The following is a 25,272-nucleotide window of genomic DNA, read 5'->3' as shown; positions in this document are numbered from 1 at the left end:
GAAAATCTAACAGATAATCCTATGGTACGTAGTTATATTCCACTAAATTCACTTCGCGCCTTCGAAGCCGCAGCCAGACAGTTAAGTTTTACTAAGGCTGCTATCGAATTAAATGTGACTCATGCGGCAATAAGCCAGCAGGTCAAAGCGCTGGAACAACGCCTCAATTGCCGTTTGTTTATTCGTATTTCACGCGGATTAGTGTTAACAACAGAAGGTGAGAATCTACTACCGATCCTTAATGATTCCTTTGATCGTATAGCGGGCACGCTAGACCGTTTTTCCGCTGGGGTAATGCGTGAGAAAGTCAGAGTGGGGGTTGTTGGGACCTTCGCTACCGGCTATCTCCTGCCGCGCCTGAGGGATTTTCAACAACGTTATCCACATGTAGATGTTTCACTTTCCACACACAACAACCGTGTTGATGTGGTGGCTGAAGGGCTGGATTATGCTATTCGCTATGGCAATGGTGCTTGGCATGATACTGAGTCGCAATTTTTATGCGATGCGCCACTTGCTCCTTTGTGTGCTCCCTCGTTAGCGGGATGTTTACGCAATCCTGATGACCTGCAAAAATTTACGCTGCTTCGTTCCTATCGCCGCGATGAGTGGTCGGCATGGTTTAGTGCTGCTGGGGGATGTGTCCCTTCACCTTCTCAGCAAATAATGGTGTTCGATTCGTCAGTGAGCATGCTGGAAGCGGCACAGGCAGAAATAGGTATCGCACTGGCTCCACCGTCCATGTTTACGCACCTGTTACTCAGAGAACGTATCATCCAGCCATTTAGTACGACGATTAGCCTGGGTGGGTATTGGTTAACTCGGCTACAATCCCGCACAGAAACTGCCGCGATGCGGGAGTTTTCACTATGGTTATTGTCTGAGATGAAATCTGAGTGAGTGGAATACTAAATTTGCTGACGCCATCGATTATATCGATAGGAGCAGTGTGCTGGAGAAGGCTCTCTTTTTATATTCTCTTATGCCAATTGTCATGGAATAAGTTAGAACCTGCCGGGTTGGTACCATCTTGTGCCCTGGCCAGGAATTCCCCCCGAATTGGTCAATAATAAGAAATTGTGCTTCACAATAGTGAGAGTGATAAACCAACATTACTTGGTGGTATTTTTGCGTTGCTGCGCTGGGGGTTGCGTACCAGCCAGACTCGGCATGGCGTGGCGCATAATATCTAAAAATGCCCGTAATCTTGCTGGATAAAAACTGGCATGGGGATAAACCAGATAGATGGGCAAAGGTAATCCGTGCCAATCTGGCGTTAGATGCACTAACCGCCCTTGTGCAAGATCTTCGCTCACGACCCACGTTGAGGCGATTCCTACCCCGACCCCCGCGAGTGCGGCATTACGTAAGGCATACAGACTGTCGGTACTCAATTGCGGCTGGATAGAAAAACGATGTATGTCACCACTCGTCTGATGATTTAGGACGACCTCATTACGGTAAAACGAACTTAGCGCCAGCCAGCGTAAATCCTGCAATTGGTCAGGATGTAGCGGTAGCGGCTTATCATTGAGCAATTCAGGGGCGGCGACGACAATACGCGGCACCTCAGCCAGCAGAATCGCAACCACTGAAGGATCGGTGACGGCTCCAACTTGAATGGCGCAATCAATTCCCTCCACGATGAAATCCGGGCGGCGATCATTTAGCATCCATTCCACGGACATTTTCGGATAACGGCCTAAATAGTCTTTAAGCGGTTTGATTAATTGATCTTGCCCGAACGCGTGCGGCACTAAAACACGTAGTATTCCCCTGGGTTCGTCCGTGGCCCCGCGCAGGTCATCCTCCATCCTATTCCAGTTTTCAACCAATGCCTTAGCATGGGAATAGCAGCGTTCGCCATCGTCGGTGAGCTTCATAACATGCGTGGTGCGCTGCAATAATTTCAGGCCAAGCAGGCGTTCCAGTGTTTGTAACCGCCGGCTAATCGTCGGCTGGCTTGTACCCAAACGTGCTGCTGCTGCCGATAAACTACCGGCCTCAACGATACGGATAAATGTTTGCATTAACTCTATACGATCAATGCCAATCAAACTGGGTTCTATCATACGTTAAGCGTATAACAGTTTTACTCTTTAAGCGACTACCAACACCTATCTACTCAGGCAAAAATACTGACTCAATATCATTATAGGTAGCCGCCATGTCAGCCATTCAAACCATACCAAGCCCTTTAGATAGTCCTGAGAAAACCCTTTCCGGCCGGACAGTTTTTATGTTGGCAACCGGCGCTGGGCTTAGTGTCGCCTCAATTTATTATAGTCAGCCATTATTGGGTGTTATAGGTACCGATCTGCATGCCAGTGTAGGCACGGTTGGCATGGTGCCGACACTGACACAGATTGGTTATGCTTTAGGTATCTTGTTGCTCGCCCCGCTAGGTGATCGCCACGATCGTCGGATTGTCATTTTATTGAAAGGTCTTTTGCTTACCGCAGCGCTGCTGTGCAGTGGTTTTATCTCTGGTATCAATGGGTTGTTAGTCACCAGTTTTGTGGTCGGGATTGCCGCAACTATGGCGCAGGACATTGTTCCTGCATCAGCGACGTTGGCTTCAGCGGCACAACGGGGTAAGACCGTCGGAACTGTAATGACGGGCTTATTGCTGGGGATTTTACTGTCACGGGTGCTGAGTGGTTTTGTCGCCGAATATTTTAGTTGGCGGGTGTTGTATATCGGTGCGGCGCTATCAGTTATTTTTATCACGCTGGTGATATGGCGTGGTTTACCTCGGGTTCCCGCAGCGTCAACACTGAGTTATCCAGCACTACTTACGTCGATGATTCACTTGTGGCTTCAGTTTAAAACCTTGCGCCGTGCTGCGCTATCACAGGGGTTGTTATCGGTCGGATTCAGTGCTTTTTGGTCAACACTAGCAGTGATGTTACAAGATACTTATCATCTTGGTAGTGCTGTTGCCGGTGCGTTTGGCCTTGCCGGTGCCGCAGGTGCTTTGGCGGCACCTCTTGCTGGAGCGTTGGCGGATCGCCGTGGGCCACATAGGGTTACTTTGATGGGTGCAGGTGTGGCAACTCTCTCATTTGCAGCGCTATTTCTTCTGCCGCTACTGCCACTTCAATACCAGATTGGGCTTATGGTCATCAGCGCGATTGGTTTTGATTTCGGTGTTCAGGCGACTCTGGTAGCACACCAAACTATTATTTACAGCCTGGAACCTGCGGCCCGCAGCCGGCTCAATGCCTTGTTATTTACCGGTGTGTTTGTTGGGATGGCGGTTGGTTCAGCTTTAGGTAGCCTGATGCTGGAAAAAATGGGGTGGACAGGTGTAGTTAGCCTGATAACCCTCGCGGGTGCAGCTAGCCTGGTCGTACGTTGGAGCAATTACAGCACCAGATAGCCGTGATCCTGCTCATAATGAGCAGGGAGGATGGCAATTTCCCCAATGTGGTTAGCATTTCGGGATGCCTGAGAAAGCAGGCACCCCGAGCAGATGTCTTAAGTTCTGCGTCACAGCGTTAAACTCAATAATCAGTTATCAGCCCCAGTAATCTGTAGTGCTTATTAGCTTTGTAAGTAAGCAATACTTTGGCGAATCTCTCTTTCAATATCTGCCTCTGACCAAATATTTAGTTGCGAGGAAAAGGGTTCAAAAGCATAGATTCCCTGATAACCCAAGCGTTCAAGATTTGCGACTTGTTGTTTACTGTTCAGCTTATCTTGCTCACTAAGCATAATGCGGTCTTCATCCGTCAGTGTGGATTTCAACCGATTCTCTTCGACGCCGGAAAGATGCACCAGACCAATCAAATTAACATCTATATGTGCATCAAACTCGGCCTGAGCGATATCACTCAGATAGTAGTGGAAAGTATCCAGCACCATTTGGTAGGGGGCGGCCGATTTACGGATCAGTGATTGTGTTAACAGATGAGAACGCAATGAACTGATCCCAAAACCTAAAGGCTCAACTAACCCAGTGACTTGATATTTCTTAAACAGAGGGGCGAGTAGTTGTAGTGCATCCAGTGTGTCTTGCTCTTTTTGCTCCGTTGAACGCTTGTCACTGGCATTACAGTTTGGGCACAGAATGACTCCGCGACAATTGATATCCCGTGCCAACTTGAGCATGGTTTCCGCTTCTTGTAGTAGCTCGCCTCGGCGCTCCGGCAGATTAAAATATTGCAATGCATTGATAGTAATAATTTCAATTTGATGTTCATCAGCCAGTGTATTGAGCTGGGTCGTGGTTAGCTCGTCAGTCACTTTTCCACCGGCCATATCATTACGTAGCTCAACTTTATTTAAGCCACATTTTTTAACCAGGCGGAAAAAATGCTCAATACTGAGATTTGGGGCAATTTTGCGATTAATACAGAAACGATCTTGCGCGATGGACATGGTGCACTGCTCCTGCTGTGGTGAGTACGGGGGAAAAGTCTCATCTAGACATGGCTAAAATAAGAACATTTATTTCATTTATATTAAATAACGAAACATTGACTTTTAGATGTAGCTCAAAAATTAGTCTAAAAAGGTGACTCAGTTTTCATTTAAAACCAATAAAAGCGAGTTGGTACCGTTGTTTTTTTAACCTTAACAATTTATTTACGGCAAAAGAATGAGGTGCTTTAGTCTTTTTAGCGCGTTGCGTGGGCTATCTGGCTTTTTTGATTACGGTGTAAAGGCTTTGCAGGAACTTGCGATACATCGCACAAAACAAAATTTCTAAAAGAAGTTATTTGAAACTTTTTTTTCAATGGCATAAAGTCTGCGTATCGGCTGGTTTTTCGCCTCTCTGGCGGCTGGTCGCTTTGCTGGCTATTTTTGTCCCATTACAAGATAGCCCTTATTGATTGAGCGTATGGTCCGTTAGAAATGGTCAGGTTAAAGCCACTTTGAACGAACCCTGCGATAGCAGCTATTGAGAAGAGGGTTAGACATGAAAATCGTGAGTAACTTTATTGGCGGAAAAAATTCCCTGAGTTCCAGCAATCAGACTGCCGATATTCATAATCCAGCCACCGGTAAAGTTGAAAGCCAGGTTACGCAAAGTTCTGCCGAAGAAGTTAATCAGGCTATCGGCGTGGCCCATCAAGCTTTTGCCGACTGGTCTCGAACCACTCCACTGCGTCGCGCCCGTATTATGTTCAACTTTAAAGCACTGATTGAGCAACATCGTGATGAGCTGGCTGAGTTGATTGTCCGTGAGCATGGCAAAGTTTATTCCGATGCGTTGGGTGAGATCACTCGTGGGTTGGAAGTTGTCGAGTTTGCCTGCGGTATTCCACATCTCTTGAAAGGTGAATATTCCGCAGATGTTGGTACGGGGGTGGATTGTTTTTCCATGATGCAACCACTGGGTGTGGTCGCGGGTATAACGCCATTTAACTTCCCGGCAATGGTTCCGATGTGGATGTTCCCTGTCGCTTTAACTTGTGGCAATACTTTTATCTTAAAACCACCGGCACTGGACCCGTCAGCCTCTGTTCGTATGGCTGAGCTTCTGACAGAAGCTGGGTTGCCGGATGGAGTATTCAATGTTATTCACTGCTCAAATGAAAATGCGGCCCAGCTCTGTACTGACCCACGAATTCAGGCCGTCAGTTTTGTTGGTTCTTCTACTGTAGCTGAGCATATTTATACTACTGCCAGTGCACACGGTAAGCGTGTACAAGCGTTTGGGGCTGCTAAAAATCAGGCAATTATCATGCCTGATGCTGATCTGGATGCCACAGTAAATGCATTGATGGGCGGCGCATTTGGTTCGGCGGGTGAGCGTTGTATGGCTTTGCCTATTGCGGTTGTCGTGGGTGATGACACCGCAGACAAATTGATTGAGAAGCTAAAACCACTCATCACTCAATTGCGTGTCGGCCCAGGCTTGCAGCAAGGCGGTGAAGAAAATGAGATGGGGCCGTTAATCTCAGTCGCCCATCAGAAAAAAGTGCTCGGTTATATTGATCAAGGTGTTAAAGAGGGCGCAACGTTAGTCACCGATGGCCGCAATTATAAAGTTGCAGGTTATGAGCAGGGATATTATGTAGGTGGCACTCTGTTTGACCATGTTACGCCAGAGATGAAGATCTATCGGGAAGAGATCTTTGGGCCGGTACTGGGTATTGTCAGAGTCCCGGATTACCAAACAGCCATTGATACAGTTAATAGCCATGAATTCGGCAACGGCAGCGCTATTTTTACCAGTAGCGGTCACTATGCGCGGCTATTTGTGCATGAAGTTCAGGCCGGAATGGTTGGCGTCAATGTTCCAGTGCCCGTCCCAATGGCGTTCCATAGTTTTGGTGGCTGGAAGCGCTCGGTATTCGGTGCGTTAAATGTTCACGGTACCGATGGTGTGCGTTTTTATACCCGGATGAAAACAACCACCGCCCGTTGGCCAACCGGCCAGCAAACGGTTTCAGAATACAGTATGCCTACACTTGGCTAAGGCTGTCTGCGGGTGTTCATAGGGCTAATTTCATGTGTTAACAGGAGAGTCATTATGTCTTCACTGCTTGCTAAATGTCAGTTACCGGATGTGGATGGGCGCATTCAACACATTTCACCGCAAAATGCGGGTTGGCGTTTTGTTGGGTTTGATGTTTATCGCCTTACTGCGGGTAAAGCATTAGTTCTGGACAGTGGTGACAATGAACTCTGTCTGGTATTGGTTGCGGGTGTTGCTTCGGTTTCAACACTACGGGCTGAATACCCACATATTGGTAAACGTATGAGTCCGTTCGAGCGAACGCCGCCTTATTCTGTTTATGTCCCACATCATGATCATGTGAAAGTGGTGGCAGAAACGGATCTGGAATTGGCGGTATGCCGTGCCCCTGCACAGGGGCATTTGCCTTCCCGCCTGATTACGCCGGCTGATGTCGGGGTCGAAAGGCGTGGTAAGGGGCGCAACCAGCGGTTAGTGCATAATATTCTGCCTGACAGTGAGCCTGCGGACAGTTTGCTGGTGGTCGAGGTCTACACTGACGAAGGGAATACCAGCTCATATCCAAGCCATAAACACGATCAGGAAAATGCTACAGATGAAACTTATCTTGAAGAAACCTACTATCACCGGTTGAACCCTGAACAGGGGTTCTGTATGCAGCGTGTTTATACTGACGACCGTTCGCTGGATGAGTGTATGCCCGTTTATAACCGTGATGTAGTGAAAGTTCCCAAAGGTTATCACCCGGTGGCAACATTAGCAGGCTACGACAACTATTATTTGAATGTGATGGCAGGGCCGGTACGGTTATGGAAATTTACCTGGGAGAAAGACCACGCATGGATCAACAGCGATAACTATCCAGTCAATAACAGCTAACTTAATCTGGTTAAAAAACAAACAGTAGAGTGGGCGGAACCCTACCCTACTGGATGTGAGCAGAAATGATTTATGACGCAAAACGAACCGAGACTCCTATTGGCGTGTTTACTCTTTCGCGTTATTCAGTGCCAGTGAAACTGCCAATGTTTGTGCCAGGCACATAGAGGCTACTTGCGAACGGAAACCGTCAACTTGAGCCTCTCGCACGACAAAACACACATCGCTAAACGCCGCTAATGGGCTGACCTGGCTATCTGTAATCGCAATCTGCTGTGCGCCACTCTTCGCCCCTAACTCCACCAGTTCTAATGCCTCTTGCGCATAGGGTGAATAACTAATGGCGATCACTACGTCTTTGGGTTTCACCATGCTCAGCTGTTCCGCGAACATTCCTCCTAAACCATCGATCAGAAAAGCACGACGCTCCAGATGGCGCAACGCATAGGTGAGATAAGAAGCAACACTGAAGGAGCGGCGTAGCCCAATCACATAAATGTTCTCAGCGTTTTTTAACAACTCAACCGCTCTATCCAACTGTTCTGCACTGGTTTGTACTGCCAGTTGTTGCAGCGCTTGCGCATTTACCATAGTAAATACATTCAGTATTTCAGATGGGCTTTCGGGGGCAGTGTTGCCATCCGTCGAGGTTTGGCGGAATAACCTGGCGCGTTCAGTATAGTTAACCGTCTCCTCCATCAGATGCTGGCGAAATACCTGTTTCATTTCGTTAAAGCCACTGAAACCAAAGGCATTAGCAAATCGAATCAATGTTGAAGGTGGCACACTGGCTTGAGCTGCAATCGACGCAACCGTATCAAATGCAATACTATTACTGTTATCCAATATATAACGAGCAACTTGTTTTAAGCGTTTACTTAACGTCTCATAGCGATGACGAATTTGGTCTTGTAACAATGAAAGTTGAGTAGGGTTGTTCATCCATTCGGCCCACGGCAGAGGAAATTTCAGGGGTTATTCCCTTTGGACTTGACGTTGCGAGGCTGTTAGCTATGGTCACTCACTCGAATGATTGATATGTGTCAGCTCATCGAGGCTTGTTCGCTTTGCCTGGCTACAACGCCAAGTTCTTTGGGTATATCTGTAAGTATTCTAACAGGTGGTTGGAAAATTTCATTTATTGATGTTGGTATTTGCTTTTATTTCATCGAAACTTAAATCAATTCACAAAACCATATTAATAGAACTGGATGAAATCTAAAGATATTCCTTTATTAACTTTGATAGAAATCAGGAATTTTTCGGCTTTATGAGTAATAAACAGCGTAGATAGCAGCATGATGGTGGCGCTGAGGCAGTATCACTTCAGCGCCGATAGGGCAGTTTTTAATTCAAACAGCAGGGCGATACTCACGCCAATAACTGATCAAGGTTTGGTAATTTTGTTTCACTTGCGTCATCAGCTCGGCATCATTCAGTTCACCTTGCAACCAGTGGCGTGATGCCTGGCCAAAAATGGTCCGGCCAACAGCAAAACCTTTAACCCACGGAGCTTGGGCAGCAGCGGCAAAACCCGCTTTTAACTGTGCCTCTGGCGAGTCCAGCCCAAGAATTAATACACCACGGCAGTAGGGATCTTGGGTTTCAATCAGTTCGCCAACGCGTTGCCAGTTTTCTGTGCTTAGCGGTGGCAGCTTCCACCAATCTGGCTGAATGCCTAGCTGATAGAAATGAGCCATGGTTTCAATATAATAGCGCTCATCTTTATCTTTATTATCTTCAGGTAGAATCACTTCCAGTAGCAATTCATGCCCTGATTTACAGCATGCACGGTATACATCCAGAATCAGTTCATCCTGCTGTTGGCGCAGTTCTGCACGGTCTTGAGGATGATAAAAAACCAGGCACTTAACAACATGTTCCAGTGGCCAGTCAATAAGCTGGGAACCAATATTACCGTGTTCGAGCCGTAGCGGTCTTGAACTGGGCAATTCTATTGGGCGACCTATCCACCATCCTTGGCCGGTAATGGTATTGAGCGCTTCCTGACCGTATGTCGTATCAGCCAAAATACCACTTTTATGCACCAGCCCAGACTCCAAAGCGGCTTGCTGCGCCGCTTGTAGCAACAAAGTCTTGAGTTTTGGGATACGCTCTTCATCCACACCGGCTTCACGGGCCATATCAGCCAATTGTTTGCGGTGGTCAAAGGCAAAAACACAAAGTTCAGGCCACTGTTGCTTACGGGTAGTCACCCGATGTAAATGATTAAGGCGGCTATCTTTGTCAGGGCGCGGAACCGAATGCTCGCGGCTGAGGTAATCATCCAGTTCAATTTTTGTTGGCATCGCTGGGGCACAACCGTGGCGTGAAACAACGAGTGCTCCACAGGCATTGGCATAACGGCAGGCTTGCTCCCAGCCTTCATCATTCAGATAACCGCGCAACAGGCCAGACATGAAGGCATCGCCAGCGCCCAATACGTTGAGAACCTCGACGCGTACACCGGAATGCAGTTTGATTGACTCCCAACGGGTGGGAATATCCCCTTCAAAGACAGAGCAACCTTGTGCTCCGCGTTTGCAAACCAGTGTCGCTTGCGTGGTTTTACGCACATTTCGCAGGGCTGTCAGCGTATCTGTGCTCCCCCCCGCAATGTGAAATTCTTCTTCTGTACCAACGATTAAATTGAAATGATGAAGCACTTCCTGCAATTCCTGAGTCACTTTTTGTGACTCAATAAACCGCGTTTCACCGTCTCCAAGTGAGGTTAGACCCCATAGTACTGGGCGATAATCAATATCGAGCGCTGTGCGCAACCCATGCTTATGTGCATAGTCCAAGGCTTTTAGTACTGCGGCTCGTGTATTTGGATGCGAAAGGTGTGTCCCCGTGATGGCCAGTGCGCGTGATGAAGCAATATATGTCTCGTCAATATCATCTGGCACGAGGGCCATATCAGCGCAGTTTTCACGGTAAAAGATCAGTGGAAAAGTCTCTTGATCTTTAATTCCCAGAATGACAAGACCCGTAAGGCGCTGTTTATCAGTAATAAGAAAACGGGTATCAGCCCCAACACGCTGTAATTCCTCACGTAGAAAGCGGCCCATATGTTCATCGCCAACTCGTGCCAGCATGCCTGACTTCAAGCCCTGAATCGCCGTGCCATAAGCAACATTACCTGATGACCCGCCCAAATATTTAGCAAATGTACTGGTGTCTTCCAGCCGGGCACCAATCTGTTGCCCATAAAAATCGACGGCAATACGTCCGATACATATGACATCCAGCGCTTTGTGTTGTGTACCCATCCCCATTTCCTTCTGTATTGAACCAAGCCCCGACAATGACCGATGAAATAAGTCTGTAATGACGTTTCTAAAGTCAGTATGAGGAATAAAAATTTCAAATTCAAGGTTAAATGAAATTTATTCCCCAGTTGTGTGACGAAGATAAAAGCCGCATATCACCCCTAAAAGTGGGACTTACACCAAAGGCTTAAGCCGGTTATTGGCGGTATTTCCGAGGGATGACAGAGAAGAATTAAAATCAAAATAATATAATTATATCAATATATTATATTTCTTCATTGTTGATTAGAAATGAGCGATAAATCGCATGGTAAGACGGAGAAACGTTACTTCAGTGTTTATGAGAATATTTGATCTTCATCGCAGAATGAAATGTTTCTTCTGTAATGTGATTTTATGAAAAAAATATTTGTTTATAATCCCTGCTATGTTTCACCTTACTGTCGTCAGCTTGGCGAAAGATAACAAGCCTGCTGCTTCTCTCCGGCATACGTATCTTCAGGGGCTGAAAATCACTTGGCCACCATGATGTAGCGCAACAGAGCAAAGGATGGGTAAATGAATAAGATTCGGCTAACCACTGCACAGGCATTAGTCCGGTTTTTGGACAACCAATACCTACAAGTTGATGGTCAGGAAATCAAATTTATCAAAGGGATTTTTGCTATTTTTGGCCACGGTAATGTGCTGGGAATGGGGCAGGCATTGGAGCAAAACTGCGGCGATTTAGTGGTTCATCAGGGGCGAAATGAGCAAGGGATGGCCCACGCAGCTACCGGTTTTGCCAAACAAAAACTGCGCCAGCAAATTTATGCCTGCACCTCATCTGTCGGGCCGGGTAGCGCTAATATGATTACTGCCGCCGCAACAGCAACGGCCAATCGTATTCCTCTATTATTGCTCCCAGGCGATGTGTTTGCATCCCGCCAACCGGATCCGGTGTTACAACAAATAGAACAATCTCATGACCTTAGCATCAGCACCAATGATGCATTCAAACCGGTTAGTAAATACTGGGATCGCATTATGCGGCCAGAGCAACTAATGAGCGCTTGTATTAATGCAATGCGGGTTCTGACTGATCCGGCAGAAACAGGTGCTGTGACACTGAGCTTGCCACAAGATGTGCAGGCTGAAGCCTATGACTATCCTGATTATTTTTTCCAAAAGCGAGTTCATCGCCTCGACAGGCGCCCTGCCAGTGTCGCCATGCTGGCTGATGCTATTGCGTTACTGACCGCCAAGCGCAAGCCAATTTTGGTGTGTGGTGGTGGGGTAAAATATTCTCAGGCTGGTCAGGCATTGCAACGATTTGCTGAATGTTTTGGTTTGCCGTGGGTCGAAACGCAAGCCGGTAAAGGCACTATCAGCTCAGAACATGAATTAAATCTTGGTGGTATCGGTGAAACCGGCTGCCTGGCTGCAAACACATTGGCAAAACAGGCCGATCTGGTGATCGGTGTTGGCACTCGCTATAGCGATTTCACCACGTCATCGAAATGGTTGTTCCAGAATCCAGACGTTTCATTCCTTAATATTAATGTCAGTGCCTTTGATGCCGGTAAATTGGACGGTTTGCAGTTGCTGGCTGATGCGCGTGAGGCATTATCGGCATTGCATCAACAGCTTAGTACTACCGGTTATCAAGCAGGGTGGGGCGGCGAAATTGCTCGCATGCGCGCGGAGCAATTCGCTGAGACGCAGCGGGTTTATCAGGTGCAATACCGCGCCGACGATTTCATTCCTGAAATTAATGACCATTTGGACCGTGAACAGGTTTTTGCTGAATTTATCAATAAAACGGGCTCTTTCCTGACACAAAGCCAAGTGCTGGGTGTACTGAATAACACACTACCTCAGGATGCCGTCATTGTTGCGGCTGCGGGTAGCTTGCCCGGTGATTTGCAGCGGGTGTGGCGTAGCAAAGGGAGTAATGACTATCACGTCGAATACGGTTATTCGTGCATGGGTTATGAGGTTGGTGCCGCACTGGGTGTGAAGTTAGCTGAACCTGACAGAGAGGTCTACTCATTGGTTGGGGATGGCGCATTTATGATGCTGCATTCCGAACTGGTTACCTCCATTCAAGAGCGTAAAAAAATTAACGTTGTGCTGTTCGATAACATGACGAATGGCTGCATCAACAATCTGCAAATGGAACATGGCATGGACAGCTATGCCACAGAGTTCCGTTTCCGTAATGAGGGAACTGGCCAATTGGATGGCAGCCTTGTTCCCGTTGATTTTGCCATGCTGGCTGCCGCCTACGGCTGTAAGACATATCGCGTTTCTACCGAGCAACAACTGATTGATGCATTAACCGATGCTCATTCACAGACGATTTCTACCTTGATTGACATAAAAGTACTGCCAAAGACCATGGTACATAAATACCTAAGTTGGTGGCGGGTAGGGGTTGCTCAGGTTTCTGAAAGCGAACGAACAGATGCCGTGGTTCGGGAGCTGGAAAAAAATATCGCCAAAGCCCGTGATTACTAAGGCTAATTAAGCAGGCAATCAATGCGTTATACCCCATAGCTTTCAACACACGGCGGTACAGGGATGTGCCGGGTAATTAGTTCTGCCAACGTATCTGCAACTTGAAGAATACGGGGGTGCTTGATCTGGATGTGAAGTCGTAAAACGAGCAGGTATCACCTGCAAACCGAAACTTCATGAGGAAAATAATATGTCGTTAAATATTGGTGTCATCGGAACAGGTGCTATCGGTCAGGATCATATTCGTCGTTGCAGTAAAGTTTTACAGGGCAGTCGTGTGGTTGCTGTGACGGATATCAATCAAGAGCATGCCACTAAAGTTATTCGTGATCTGGGTATTGAAGCGAATGTCTACGCCGATGGGCATGCAGTGATTAATGCAAAAGAGGTGGATGCGGTATTAGTTACGTCTTGGGGGCCGAGTCACGAAGAATTTGTTCTGGCAGCCATTGCTGCAGGCAAATATGTATTTTGTGAAAAGCCGCTGGCGGTGACTGCCGAAGGGTGTAAGCGAATTGTAGACGCTGAAGCTGCCAAAGGTAAACGCTTGGTTCAGGTTGGGTTTATGCGGCCTTATGATCAGGGTTATCGCGCACTGAAAGATGTGATTACCAGTGGGGAAATCGGTGAACCCTTGATGCTGCATTGTGCTCACCGTAATCCGAGAGTCGGTGAAAACTACACTACCAATATGGCGATCACTGACACACTAATCCATGAGATTGATGTGCTGCGCTGGTTGCTGGATGATGATTATGTCTCCGTTCAGGTTGTTTTCCCACGTAAAGCCAAACACGCTAAAGCGCATCTGAAAGATCCGCAGGTCGTATTGTTTGAAACGGCGAAAGGGACGCGTATTGATGTTGAAATCTTTGTGAACTGCCAATATGGCTACGATATTCAATGTGAAGTGGTAGGTGATACCGGGATTGCAAAATTACCAGAACCCTCATCCGTGCTGATGCGCAGCCAGGCACGGTTATCACATGAAATACTGACCGATTGGAAAGACCGCTTTATTGATGCTTATGATGTTGAATTACAAGCATTTATCAATGACGTTTTAGCTGAAAAACTCACCGGTCCCTCTGCCTGGGATGGTTTTGCCGCCGCCGTTACTGCTGATGCCTGTATTGCGGCACAAAACAGTGGTGAAATTGTTCCCGTGAGCTTGCCGCCACGACCTGATTTTTATAATAAATAACACCAAACTCTGCTGCCTGTGCGCGAGCTATCCTGCTGAAATATGTCGGTGATGGCCTCTTTCACGTATTAAACGTGAATTGTTGGGGAGGTAGCGCGGCCCGGCAGCTTCAGGTGCAAGCTCCCTTTAAGATTTTAAATAAAAACTTAACTCAACGTTATTGACGTTGCAGCTAACAACGCCACAGCTTCAAGCGCTAAAGATATATTTTCCTGCATTAAAGACGAGCAATTAATCACCTTTTAATTGTATTCATCTCTATAAATTGGATGTAACGCAGAGGTTTATTATGAATAAAGAACGTGTGAAGTTAGCAATCGCGCCAATTGGCTGGACCAATGATGATATGCCTGAGCTAGGCAAAGAAAATACCTTCCAACAATGTATTAGTGAAATGGCACTTGCCGGATTTACTGGTTGCGAAGTTGGCAGTAAATACCCGCGAGATCCTAACATACTAAAACCCATGCTTGAGCTGCGCGGTATGCAGATTTGTAATGCATGGTTTAGCACTTTCTTTGCCGATGACCAGCGGGCCAAAACCATTGATGAATTCACTAATCATATGAATTTTCTCCATGTAATGGGGGCAAAAGTGATTGGTTGCTCAGAACAAAGTAAGAGTATTCAAGGGACGACGAAGGCTGTATTTGAAGAAAAACCACACTTTACCGATGCGCAATGGCAGCGAGTCGCCGATGGCTATAACGAATTAGCCAAGATTGCGGCAACCAAAGGTATGCAAGTCTGTTTGCACCACCATATGGGGACGGGGATCCAAACTACTGAAGAAATAGATCGTTATATGAGTATGGTTAACGACGATGTATACCTGCTCTTTGATACGGGTCATGCCTATGTTTCTGAGGGGAGCCAGGCGGCGATGCTGGCTATTTTAGATAAATACCTGCCGCGTATTAATCATGTTCATTTAAAAGATGTACGCGATGAAATAGTGGCTGATGTGAAAGCGAATAAACTCAGTTTCCTCGACGGAGTGAAAAAAGGCATGTTTACTGTACCGGGCGATGGGGTAATTGATTTCCGTCCGGTATTTAAATTGCTGGATGAAAAAGGTTATCAGGGCTGGATGGTGGTAGAGGCAGAGCAGGATCCGGCTATCGCTAATCCATTTGAGTATGCGGTGAAAGCTCGCCAATATATTAAAGAAACCGCGAGCATTTAGTCATATTCAGTTATGGCAGGGGATAGGTTGGTACACTACCCCCTGATGGTTAGGCGGGTATCTTGATTCGCCCCATATGATGCGCGTCGATATACTGGCCCTCGCGGAAAGCAAAGCGTGGGCTGGTACCTTCAATTTCAAAGCCAAACTTGTGGTAAAGTGCGATGGCTGCCAGGTTATCGACAAACACGGTTAGCTCAATACGTTGTATATTCAGCCAGTTATCAGATAAATCAATCATAGCAGCCATTAATGCACTGCCGATACCTTTCCCACAGTAATTCGCATCAACAGCAATACCAAAAGTGGCGACATGCTTACGCCGTGCCCGTTGGTTGGCTTCAATAGTCAGTTGACCAACGATCTCCTCGTCAATACATGCCACCAGGCTATGCATCCCGGCAGGAAAATCTTTAATTCTTTTGGCCCACATCTCTTCAGAAGGTAGAGGAAGCTGTAATGTGTCGCGATAAACCTGTGGATGAGAAAATAACTGCCGCAAGGCCGGATAGTCGGTGAACTCCACATGGCGTATCTGCACATTTTCCATAAACATACCCTTACTCTTACTGTTTGAATTACCTACTAAAATAGCGTTTTATTTATCTGAGTCAATAATATTGCAACTGGTCAGAAAAAACACTTTACAAGTGAGAGTGATAATGATTATCATTGTCGTGCTTTCAGATGAGGCCATCAGCGTTTAGGTGTTCACATTACGAAGGCACGACATTGCTCACATTGCTTCCAGTGTTTACTTAGCCAGCCGGGTGCTGGCTTTTTTTTTGCCTATTTTGCGCTGTTTGTTCGCTGCTTCATTGGCTCGTAAGCTGTCATGCCTCAAGTTTTCTTAACGTTTTCTTTCGCTAATTACTTCAAATTCAAATCATTTGTCTTTCAACTTATTAATCAGTCGAATTTTTTGAACAGAGGAGTGAGTTTTTTACGCTTTCATATTCTCCCGCGACATCTAGACTAAAGAAAACGTTGAGGAGAACTGAACATGATCTATTTACGCAAAGCAGAAGAACGTGGCCATGCTAATCACGGTTGGTTGGACAGCTGGCATACCTTCTCATTCGCTGATTATTACGATCCAGAATTTATGGGTTTTTCAGCGCTGCGGGTGATTAACGAAGATGTGATCGACGCGGGTCAGGGGTTTGGTACCCATCCGCATAAAGATATGGAAATCCTGACTTATGTGCTGTCTGGTACCGTAGAACACAAAGACAGTATGGGCAATAAAGAGCAGATCCATGCGGGTGAATTCCAGATTATGAGCGCAGGCACCGGTATTCGTCATTCAGAATATAATGGCCGTGACGACCAACCGCTGCATTTGTACCAGATTTGGATTATCCCCAATAAAACAGGTTTGGAACCGCGTTATGAACAGCAGATGTTCGATATCCCGCAAGGGCGGCAGTTGGTATTGTCACCGGATGCCCGTGATGGTTCGCTGAAAGTATTCCAGGACATGACACTCTGGCGCTGGGCACTGAAACGCGAGGAGCAGTCTATTTATCAGATTCAAGCAGAGCGCCGCATCTGGATACAGGTAGTCCGAGGTAATGTCTCTATCAATGGGCATCATGCCACTACCAGTGATGCATTCGCTATCTGGGATGAGGCTGCACTTTCTATTCACGCAGATGAAGACAGTGAAATCTTGTTGTTTGATTTACCGCCAGTTTAAGTTTGACCATCCCATACCCTAATAATTCGAGTTGCAGGAAGGCGGCAATTGAGTGAATCCCGATGAGCTTACTCAGGTAAGTGATTCGGGTGAAAGAAAGCAGCCAACGCATATGCAGCTTGAAGTATGACGGGTATATGTAAAAAAGGGTATGTGCATCGCGCCATACCCTTTTCTTTGCTAGAATAGTATCCCATTTCCCCAGCCTCAGTTCATTGATAATGAAGAAAAAAAGGCCAGTGCTCCAAGATGTCGCCGATATGGTTGGGGTAACCAAAATGACCGTCAGCCGTTATTTGCGCAATCCAGAACAAGTTTCTGCGATTTTGCAGAAAAAAATCGCGCTGGCATTAGACGAACTGGGCTATATACCCAACCGCGCCCCCGATATCCTGTCTAACGCGACCAGTCATGCCATCGGCGTATTGCTGCCGTCGTTGACCAATCAGGTTTTTGCCGAGGTTTTGCGTGGCATTGAGAGTGTGACGGATGTGCATGGTTATCAGACCATGCTGGCACACTATGGCTATCAGAAAGAGCGTGAGGAGCAGCGGTTAACCTCGTTACTCTCTTATAATATCGACGGCCTGATCCTTTCCGAACGTCACCATACCGCCCGTACATTGAAAATGATTGAGGTGGCGGGGATTCCAGTTATTGAGCTGATGGATTGTATTTCGCCGTGTATTGATTTGGCTGTGGGTTTTAATAACTTTGAAGCGGCAAGGCAGATGACGCAGCAAATTATTGCCAAAGGCCATCGCCATGTTGTCTATTTCGGCGCTCGCCAAGATGAGCGTACAGTCATCAAGCAACAAGGTTATGAACAGGCGATGCGTGAGTCCGGTTTAGTGCCGATGAGTGTGATGACCAGCCGTTCGTCGTCATATTCGGCTGGTGCTGAGTTGTTGCGTGAGGCGCAAGCCAGTTATCCACTGATTGACAGTATTTTTTGTACCAACGATGACCTGGCAATTGGGGCCGTGTTTGAGTGCCAGCGCCAGGGGTTATCTATCCCCCATGATATGGCAATAGCGGGTTTCCATGGTCACGATATCGGCCAGTCGATGGTTCCGAAGCTGGCCAGTGTGCTTACCCCGCGTGAAAGAATGGGGCAAATTGGTGCCGAGCGTCTGCTAGCAAAACTGCGCGGAGAGGCGGTAGCGCCGAGGATGGTTGATGTCGGTTTCACCATCCTCCCCGGCGGCAGTATTTAAATTACAATGGATTAGCTAAATAACCATTGCTGCCAGATGCTATATCACCATGGCTAATAACAGGCAACCGACCAGGCCGCAGACCGAAATAATGGTTTCCAGCACTGACCATGACTTAAAGGTTTCTACAATGGTCAGGTTGAAGTACTCCTTGAACAACCAAAAGCCTGGGTCGTTGACGTGAGAGAAAATCACGCTACCGGAACCAACGGCAATAACCATTAATTCAGGGCTGGCTCCCGTGGTGGCAATGAGCGGCGCTACAATACCGCCAGCCGTAATGGCCGCTACGGTCGCAGAACCTAGCGCAATACGCAGTACGGCTGCGATTGACCATGCCATCAGAATTGGTGATAAGCCGCTGCTATTCATCATATTGGCAATATAATGATCAACGCCACTGTCGACTAAAACCTGTTTGAAAGCACCGCCACCGCCGATAACCAACAACATCATCGCAATGATTTTAATGGAGTCAGTTACCGTATCCATCACCGCTTCCATTGAACGGCCACGGTTTAAGCCAAAGGTGAAAATTGCTATCAATACAGCGATTAAGGTGGCGATCACCGGATCACCGAAGAACTCTGCATAAGAGAGCACTGGGTGGCCTTTTGGCAAAATCATCTCTGCCACCGCCCGTAATGCCATCAAAATCACTGGAACCAGCGCTGTAGAGACACTGACACCAAAGCTTGGCATTTCTTCATCGGTGAAGGTTTTCGGGTTATACAATCCTTCTGGTACTGGTTTATCAATTCCTTTTAGGAAGCGCGCAAATACCGGGCCGGCCAGAATAACTGTTGGAATTGCCAGTAAAGTCCCGTACAGCAGCGTTTTACCCATATCCGCGTGGAAAATGGTCGCAATAGCCGTTGGGCCTGGGTGAGGTGGTAGGAAACCGTGGGTTACAGACAAGGCTGCGGCCATCGGCACACCGACATACAGCAGTGGGATACGGGCTGATGCCGCGATACTAAACACCAGTGGCAGCAACAGTACAAAGCCCACTTCATAAAACAGCGCAAAACCAACAGTAAAACCAGTCAGCACGACCGCCCACTGAATGTGTTTTTTGCCAAATTTATCAATCAGCGTGGTAGCGATTCGTTGCGCGCCACCACAATCAGCCAGTAATTTACCGAGCATGGCACCAAAGCCCATAATCAGCGCCAGACTGCCTAACGTTCCGCCAACCCCAGCTTTGATTGAGCCGACGACTTTATCGACTGGCATCCCTTGCATGATACCTACCGCCAGCGCGACCAGTATCAACGAGATAAATCCGTTAAGTTTGAAACGGATCATCAGTAACAGCAGCATGGCAACGCCAACCGCGACAATGACTAATGGCATAGCATTTCTCCACCTATTTTGGGTATATCGCTTTTAGTTATGGTTGATAGTCAGCTTCTTTTTATTATCAGTAGGATAGGAAGGTGACCTTAGTTTTATTATTTATCCCCGTCATCATGCAACTTGCCAGTGTGTTGACGGCTTACGTTCACCGCCTTTCTGCACCGTGAAAACGCTGGGATATACACTCGGCTTTTCAGCCAAAGTGATTGCGCGATTGAGTCCTATACGATGTTCTATCCTTTGTGATAAAAGTCACATCTCTCTTTGTTACCGGTATCATGATACCGGTAACATGGTAAAATACGGAACCATAGAGAGCGGTAAAATTCCCATTCTGAGATAGAGATCAACATTATGGCAGGACATAGCATTATCGTGATGGGTGTATCGGGTAGCGGCAAAACCACGGTAGGAGAGGCTGTAGCCCGCCAAATCCATGCCAAATTTATTGATGGTGACGATCTGCATCCTCGTGCCAATATTCAGAAAATGGGCAGTGGGCATCCACTGAATGATGAAGATCGTATGCCGTGGCTGGAGCGCTTGAGTGATGCCGCCTACAGCCTGAATCATAAAAATGAAACCGGTATTATTGTCTGCTCAGCGCTGAAGCGCCGTTACCGTGATCGCCTGCGGGACGGTAATCCGGGGATGGTATTTTTATATCTGAAAGGCAGTTTTGACGTCATCATGGAACGGCTAAAAGCCCGCTCTGGCCATTTTATGCCAACCGATCTGCTAAAAAGCCAGTTTGACGCGCTGGAAGAACCTGGCTCAGATGAACCTGATGTTCTCTGTGTCGATATTGATGCGGATATTGATAACGTAGTGCAGCGCTGTGTATTAGCACTGCAAAGCCGTAGCTAAAGTGATTTTATACCCAAGAGGGCGCGCCCCTCTTGGATTGCGCAACTGAGGCCAACCTTATTTGGTCAAGTATGCCCGTACACCATCTAAAAACATCTGTGTAGATAGCATCACCAAAATTAACCCCATCAGCCGTTCCAGCGCACTGACACCTTTATTGCCCAGCAGGCGCAGAAACAGATTCGACATCAGCAAAATCGCCGCAGACAACCCCCACGCAATCATCAACGCCAACACTAAATGGCTAATTTGATTAGGATATTGATGCGACAGTAGCATTAGCGTTGCCAGAATCGATGGGCCTGCCACTAAGGGAATGGCCAGTGGTACTAAGAATGGCTCTTCCCCAGCCGATAACCCGGTAACGTTACTTTCTGGGGTGGGGAAAATCATCTTAATTGCGATTAAAAACAGAATAATACCACCCGATATCGACACCGTTTCAGTTCGCAGATTTAGGAACGCCAAAATCTTCTCGCCAGCGAACAGGAAAATCAGCATTAATATCAGTGCAATTAGCAATTCGCGAATCAATACGACTCGCCGCCGCTTAGGTTCCAGATGTTTGAGTACCGACATAAAAATCGGCAGGTTTCCCAGCGGGTCCATAATCAAAAACAGCAACACTGTTGCCGCAATCATCTCAGTCATTATTACCTCTAGGAGACTGGCGTTTCCCGCCAATCAAAGCCACATATTAGGAAGATTGCTTTGAATCATTCTGGTATCGAATAAATTAACTTGCCACTTTGTCCATATTTTGTAAGGTGGTATCAGGCCTATCTTAGTCAGTCTGCCGTACCCTTACAGTGCGCAGTTATACAAGACAGGCATCCATTAATCGGTGTCACCTTCCAAGGCAGGACAGTAAACATGAAAAATGTTGGTTTTATCGGCTGGCGCGGTATGGTCGGCTCAGTGCTCATGCAACGCATGATTGAAGAACGCGACTTTGACGGCATCCATCCGGTCTTTTTCTCCACCTCGCAACACGGCCAGGCCGCGCCGACATTTACCGGCCAGCAAGGAACGTTGCAAGATGCTTATGATATTGATGCGCTGAGTGCATTGGATATCATTATCACCTGCCAGGGGGGAGATTATACCAACGAAGTTTATCCAAAGCTGCGAGAAATCGGCTGGAAAGGCTATTGGATTGACGCAGCTTCTTCTCTGCGTATGCAAGATGACACAATTATTATTCTGGATCCGGTGAACCATAGTGTCATTCAACAGGGTTTGGATAAAGGTATCAAGACCTTTGCGGGGGGTAACTGTACCGTTAGCCTGATGCTGATGTCTTTGGGTGGTTTGTTTGCTAATAACTTGGTTGAGTGGGCATCAGTTGCCACTTATCAGGCAGCATCCGGTGGTGGCGCGCGCCATATGCGTGAGTTGCTGACTCAGATGGGTATGCTACATGCTGGCGTAGCTAAAGAGTTGCAAGACCCGGCCTCTGCCATTTTGGATATTGAACGTAAGGTCACTGCGGCAACCCGCAGTGGTACCTTGCCGACCGATAACTTTGGCGTACCGCTGGCGGGTAGCCTGATCCCGTGGATCGACAAACAACTGGATAATGGTCAAAGCCGCGAAGAGTGGAAAGGCCAGGCTGAAACTAACAAAATTCTGAATACTAACAGCGTCATTCCAGTCGATGGTTTGTGCGTGCGCATTGGTGCGCTGCGTTGCCATAGCCAAGCCTTTACGCTGAAACTGAAAAAAGACGTGCCATTGCCAGAAATTGAGCAAATGTTGGCAATGCACAATGACTGGGTTCGTGTTATCCCGAACGACCGCGAGCTGAGTATGCGAGAACTGACGCCGGCTGCGGTAACCGGTACATTGAATACCCCTGTTGGCCGCCTGCGTAAATTGAATATGGGGCCGGAGTATCTCTCCGCCTTTACTGTGGGTGACCAATTGTTATGGGGTGCGGCAGAGCCATTGCGCCGTATGCTGCGCATCTTGATGTGATTGGTTATTAAGAGTAATAACGATAAAGCCCTGATCTTATGGTCAGGGTTTTTTATATGATTAACACAGCTCTTTTGTATCTCTTGATGCACCAGTCACCCAGTACGGCCATCCGCACTACAGCAATTGGCTGATATTCAGCTCTTCCATTAAACGATAGTTATCTGAATAATCCACTGGGATGGCAATGACTGCCGGGCCTGATACATCCATAGCTTGGTGCAATTTATGGGATAATTCGTCGGCAGACTCTACGGCAAAACCTTTCGCGCCAAAGGATTCGGCGTACATTTTGAAATCAATCGGGCCAAAGTTAACCCCCGATGGCCGATGGTATTTTTTCTGCTGCTGTATTTCCACCATGTTGTAACCGTTATCGACCCAAATAATATGCAGTAAATTGCTTTTCAGGCGCACCGCAGTTTCTAGCTCCATACTTGATTGCATAAATCCCCCGTCACCTGATACGGATACGACCTTTTGATGTGGGTTCACCAGTGCGGCGGCAATGGCCCATGGCAGTGCAACACCCATAGTCTGTTGACCGTTTGACATCAAAATTTGACGGGTGCGGAAGCTGTAAAGATAACGGGCAATCCAGATGTGAAAGCTCCCCATATCGACACACAGGGTCACGTCACTATTAACAATATCCTGCATTGCCCGGACTAAACGCAGCGGATGAATAGCGAAACCACTCATATGGTCAGCCCGGCGGGCCAAGTCTCGTCGTTGGCGGCAGCGCTCTTCCAGTACCGCCTGTGTTGCCAATGTTAATATTAACGGGCCATGTATCCGGGGGGCTAATGCATCTACGGTAGCGGCAATATCGCCCAATAACTCTTTTTCCGGTTGATAGGCTGCATCTATTTCGGCAGGTAAAATATCCAGATGTATCAGTGTTGCCTGGCCGTTGTTCCATAGCGCTGGGTCATATTCCACAGGGCTATAACCGATGGTGATAATCACATCGGCTTGTTGTAGTAACTTGTCGCCAGCTTGATTATTAAACAAGCCCACCCGCCCGGCAAAATGATCAAAGTGCGCCTGATCAACCACACCAGCGGCTTGATAGGTGCTGGTGACCGGTATTTTGCTATGGTGAAGTAAACGCCGAATGGCTTGAGCGTTTGCAGGCTGACTGGCCATCAATCCAAGGAGCAAAATTGGATTTTTAGCGTTGTTAATCAACTTAGCCACGGCAGTAATCTCATCCAAAGGTGCACCGCCATTGTGTGGACATGGTTGATGAATCAGCGCCTGGCTGGTCACAGGTTTGTTGAGAATATCTTGCGGCAGGCTAACAAAGGCCGCGCCCGGACGACCAAACTCAGCGGTTCTAAAAGCATTACCCAGTACTTCTGACAGCGCCGCAGAGGCCGTCACCTCCGCACTAAACTTAGTTATCGGGCGAAAAATACTCACAGTATCCATACTCTGGTGAGTTATTTTCAGGCTATCGGCTCGCTTTACCGCGCCGCCCAGTGCCACTACCGGATCTCCTTCAGAGGTTGCTGTTGCCAGCCCGGTGACTAAGTTGGCGCAACCCGGCCCTGAGGTTACCAATGCCACGCCTGCTTTACCTGTTAACCGGCCGATGGCCGCAGCCATAAAAGCTGCATTCGCTTCGTGGCGCACCACAATCGTTTGAATGCTGGAATCTTCCAGTGAATTAAAGACCCGATCAATTTTAGCGCCAGGAATACCGAACACCTGTTTTACGCCTTGCTGCTCTAAATGATTAACCACCAGATCAGCCCCGCACTGCCAAGTCTGAATATGCGTTTCATTGGTCATGATGTGTTGTCCTCTATGGTTGATTTAGCCGCTATTAATTGATGTCTTACGGCCGGTTAACTCTCTACCGCGCGGATCGCGTTATTAAGATTTTGAGGTGAGAGATTGGCCCGGAGAAAATCGGATTCCTGCGGCAGGTCGATAACCAGTTTGGCTACGGTGCCGAAAGTCAGAACGCCATTTTCCAATTGGTAATCGAGCACATGGCCGCCGCCATTGCGGGTGTCAGTAATAAAATGTTCGTGGTAGCCGGCAACGTTTATACCTTGGGTATAGTTCGGGCAGCGAAAACCAATAATCACGCCATTTTGATGGGTGAAATCAAACGTGGGTTGCTCCGCGATAGCTTCAAGCATGGGTTTATAGGGGCGCTGCTGGCAGGGGACGGTGCGGGTTTCAACATGGCTGAACGTGCCATCAATACGCAGAGCACAAAACAGATTATCTGTGGTGGTGATGTCATCAATCACGTTATGGATCTGTTCTCTGCTTATTTTCTGCTTGAAAGTGCGCTTTTCAGTGGGCTGAAAAAATGTCATTACTGCGAAAGGTGTCTTCTGTTCTGACTGTGCTGAGCGAGCACTGCCATCGGATCGTAATTGATAAATTTTACTGTTTAATGCGACCAGTTCACCATCAAGATTGTTAAATGTTCCTAATCCAAAATCACCGTGCTTCAGTAACTCTGCCATGGTGATTTGGCCTTCGTAAACGCCGCTAATTAGCGCGCTCATTAGAGATGTTTGATAAATGACACACTCAGAATGCTTTTCTCGATAGGCAATAAAACTTTTTACAACCTCTTGAGTACATGAACAATGCGATGTTATTGATTTAGTCATATCCTGCTCCAGCTCACCTATAACATAAATTATATTTATATTTA

General features: G+C 47.3%; 20 protein-coding genes. 11 read left to right on the top strand and 9 right to left on the bottom strand.

Annotated features, from left to right (window positions below; all coding sequences use genetic code 11):
- Positions 1 to 21: 21 nt before the first annotated feature.
- Positions 22 to 900, top strand: a complete 879-nt coding sequence (ampR, locus tag EL015_RS20585; RefSeq protein WP_005187120.1) for a LysR family transcriptional regulator AmpR — start codon at positions 22 to 24, stop codon at positions 898 to 900.
- A 212-nt stretch (positions 901 to 1,112) separates the two neighbouring features.
- Here the strand turns inward: ampR and EL015_RS20580 are convergent, their stop codons facing one another.
- Positions 1,113 to 2,072, bottom strand: a complete 960-nt coding sequence (locus tag EL015_RS20580; protein WP_005187129.1) for a LysR family transcriptional regulator — start codon at positions 2,070 to 2,072, stop codon at positions 1,113 to 1,115.
- Positions 2,073 to 2,167: 95 nt separating this feature from the next.
- Here EL015_RS20580 and EL015_RS20575 point away from each other — a divergent pair, with 95 nt between their 5' ends.
- Positions 2,168 to 3,382, top strand: a complete 1,215-nt coding sequence (locus EL015_RS20575) for an MFS transporter (RefSeq protein ID WP_032906786.1) — start codon at positions 2,168 to 2,170, stop codon at positions 3,380 to 3,382.
- Between the two features lie 164 nt (positions 3,383 to 3,546).
- On the opposite strand, the gene EL015_RS20570 is transcribed toward EL015_RS20575, so the two are convergent.
- Entirely contained in the window at positions 3,547 to 4,383 is an 837-nt protein-coding gene (locus tag EL015_RS20570) for a TIM barrel protein (RefSeq protein WP_005187134.1), read from the bottom strand.
- Between the two features lie 541 nt (positions 4,384 to 4,924).
- On the opposite strand from EL015_RS20570, the gene EL015_RS20565 reads away from it, so the two are divergent.
- Together EL015_RS20565 and iolB are read left to right on the top strand one after the other, a co-directional pair.
- Positions 4,925 to 6,430, top strand: a complete 1,506-nt coding sequence (locus tag EL015_RS20565; RefSeq protein WP_005187139.1) for a CoA-acylating methylmalonate-semialdehyde dehydrogenase — start codon at positions 4,925 to 4,927, stop codon at positions 6,428 to 6,430.
- 54 nt (positions 6,431 to 6,484) lie between these two features.
- Complete coding sequence (gene iolB / locus EL015_RS20560; RefSeq protein WP_005187141.1) at positions 6,485 to 7,309, top strand: 5-deoxy-glucuronate isomerase; 825 nt, start codon at positions 6,485 to 6,487, stop codon at positions 7,307 to 7,309.
- A 108-nt stretch (positions 7,310 to 7,417) separates the two neighbouring features.
- On the opposite strand, the gene EL015_RS20555 is transcribed toward iolB, so the two are convergent.
- Positions 7,418 to 8,251 (bottom strand): MurR/RpiR family transcriptional regulator, encoded by an 834-nt coding sequence (locus tag EL015_RS20555; RefSeq protein WP_005187143.1) that lies wholly within the window; start codon positions 8,249 to 8,251, stop codon positions 7,418 to 7,420.
- 410 nt (positions 8,252 to 8,661) lie between these two features.
- Positions 8,662 to 10,581: a bifunctional 5-dehydro-2-deoxygluconokinase/5-dehydro-2-deoxyphosphogluconate aldolase gene (locus EL015_RS20550; RefSeq protein ID WP_032906787.1), complete on the bottom strand. Its 1,920-nt coding sequence runs from the start codon at positions 10,579 to 10,581 to the stop codon at positions 8,662 to 8,664.
- A gap of 558 nt (positions 10,582 to 11,139) precedes the next feature.
- Here EL015_RS20550 and iolD point away from each other — a divergent pair.
- The 3 genes from iolD (at position 11,140) to iolE (ending at position 15,470) form a co-directional block, all read left to right on the top strand.
- Positions 11,140 to 13,080, top strand: a complete 1,941-nt coding sequence (gene iolD / locus EL015_RS20545; protein ID WP_005187147.1) for a 3D-(3,5/4)-trihydroxycyclohexane-1,2-dione acylhydrolase (decyclizing) — start codon at positions 11,140 to 11,142, stop codon at positions 13,078 to 13,080.
- Positions 13,081 to 13,270: 190 nt separating this feature from the next.
- Positions 13,271 to 14,284 (top strand): bifunctional inositol 2-dehydrogenase/D-chiro-inositol 1-dehydrogenase, encoded by a 1,014-nt coding sequence (gene iolG, locus EL015_RS20540; protein WP_005187149.1) that lies wholly within the window; start codon positions 13,271 to 13,273, stop codon positions 14,282 to 14,284.
- A gap of 289 nt (positions 14,285 to 14,573) precedes the next feature.
- A complete protein-coding gene (gene iolE, locus EL015_RS20535; RefSeq protein ID WP_005187165.1) occupies positions 14,574 to 15,470 on the top strand; it encodes a myo-inosose-2 dehydratase in 897 nt (298 codons plus the stop codon).
- Between the two features lie 49 nt (positions 15,471 to 15,519).
- On the opposite strand, the gene EL015_RS20530 is transcribed toward iolE, so the two are convergent.
- A complete protein-coding gene (locus EL015_RS20530) occupies positions 15,520 to 16,020 on the bottom strand; it encodes a GNAT family N-acetyltransferase (protein WP_032906788.1) in 501 nt (166 codons plus the stop codon).
- A 453-nt stretch (positions 16,021 to 16,473) separates the two neighbouring features.
- Here EL015_RS20530 and EL015_RS20525 point away from each other — a divergent pair, with 453 nt between their 5' ends.
- Together EL015_RS20525 and gntR are read left to right on the top strand one after the other, a co-directional pair.
- A complete protein-coding gene (locus EL015_RS20525) occupies positions 16,474 to 17,169 on the top strand; it encodes a pirin family protein (protein ID WP_005187171.1) in 696 nt (231 codons plus the stop codon).
- Between the two features lie 221 nt (positions 17,170 to 17,390).
- On the top strand, positions 17,391 to 18,386 hold the full coding sequence (gene gntR / locus EL015_RS20520) for a gluconate operon transcriptional repressor GntR (protein ID WP_005186007.1): 996 nt from the start codon (positions 17,391 to 17,393) through the stop codon (positions 18,384 to 18,386).
- 39 nt (positions 18,387 to 18,425) lie between these two features.
- On the opposite strand, the gene gntT is transcribed toward gntR, so the two are convergent.
- Positions 18,426 to 19,742, bottom strand: coding sequence for a gluconate transporter (gene gntT, locus EL015_RS20515; RefSeq protein WP_005186012.1), 1,317 nt, complete (start codon positions 19,740 to 19,742; stop codon positions 18,426 to 18,428).
- Between the two features lie 357 nt (positions 19,743 to 20,099).
- Between gntT and EL015_RS20510 the strand changes: the two genes are divergently transcribed.
- On the top strand, positions 20,100 to 20,612 hold the full coding sequence (locus tag EL015_RS20510; protein ID WP_005186015.1) for a gluconokinase: 513 nt from the start codon (positions 20,100 to 20,102) through the stop codon (positions 20,610 to 20,612).
- A 57-nt stretch (positions 20,613 to 20,669) separates the two neighbouring features.
- Here EL015_RS20510 and EL015_RS20505 read toward each other — a convergent pair whose 3' ends face one another.
- A complete protein-coding gene (locus EL015_RS20505) occupies positions 20,670 to 21,263 on the bottom strand; it encodes a YhgN family NAAT transporter (protein WP_005186017.1) in 594 nt (197 codons plus the stop codon).
- A 222-nt stretch (positions 21,264 to 21,485) separates the two neighbouring features.
- Between EL015_RS20505 and asd the strand changes: the two genes are divergently transcribed.
- Positions 21,486 to 22,589, top strand: coding sequence for an aspartate-semialdehyde dehydrogenase (gene asd / locus EL015_RS20500; protein WP_005186018.1), 1,104 nt, complete (start codon positions 21,486 to 21,488; stop codon positions 22,587 to 22,589).
- Positions 22,590 to 22,706: 117 nt separating this feature from the next.
- On the opposite strand, the gene alsS is transcribed toward asd, so the two are convergent.
- Together alsS and budA are read right to left on the bottom strand one after the other, a co-directional pair.
- Positions 22,707 to 24,386 carry an acetolactate synthase AlsS gene (gene alsS, locus EL015_RS20495; protein ID WP_005186020.1) on the bottom strand — a complete coding sequence of 560 codons (1,680 nt, stop codon included), beginning with the start codon at positions 24,384 to 24,386 and terminating at the stop codon, positions 22,707 to 22,709.
- A 56-nt stretch (positions 24,387 to 24,442) separates the two neighbouring features.
- Positions 24,443 to 25,228, bottom strand: a complete 786-nt coding sequence (gene budA / locus EL015_RS20490) for an acetolactate decarboxylase (RefSeq protein WP_032906557.1) — start codon at positions 25,226 to 25,228, stop codon at positions 24,443 to 24,445.
- Between the last annotated feature and the right edge of the window lie 44 nt (positions 25,229 to 25,272).

This window comes from Yersinia intermedia, from assembly GCF_900635455.1.
In the GTDB taxonomy this organism is placed as follows: Bacteria; Pseudomonadota; Gammaproteobacteria; order Enterobacterales; family Enterobacteriaceae; genus Yersinia; species Yersinia intermedia.
This window is presented reverse-complemented; position numbering and strand designations above follow the sequence as displayed.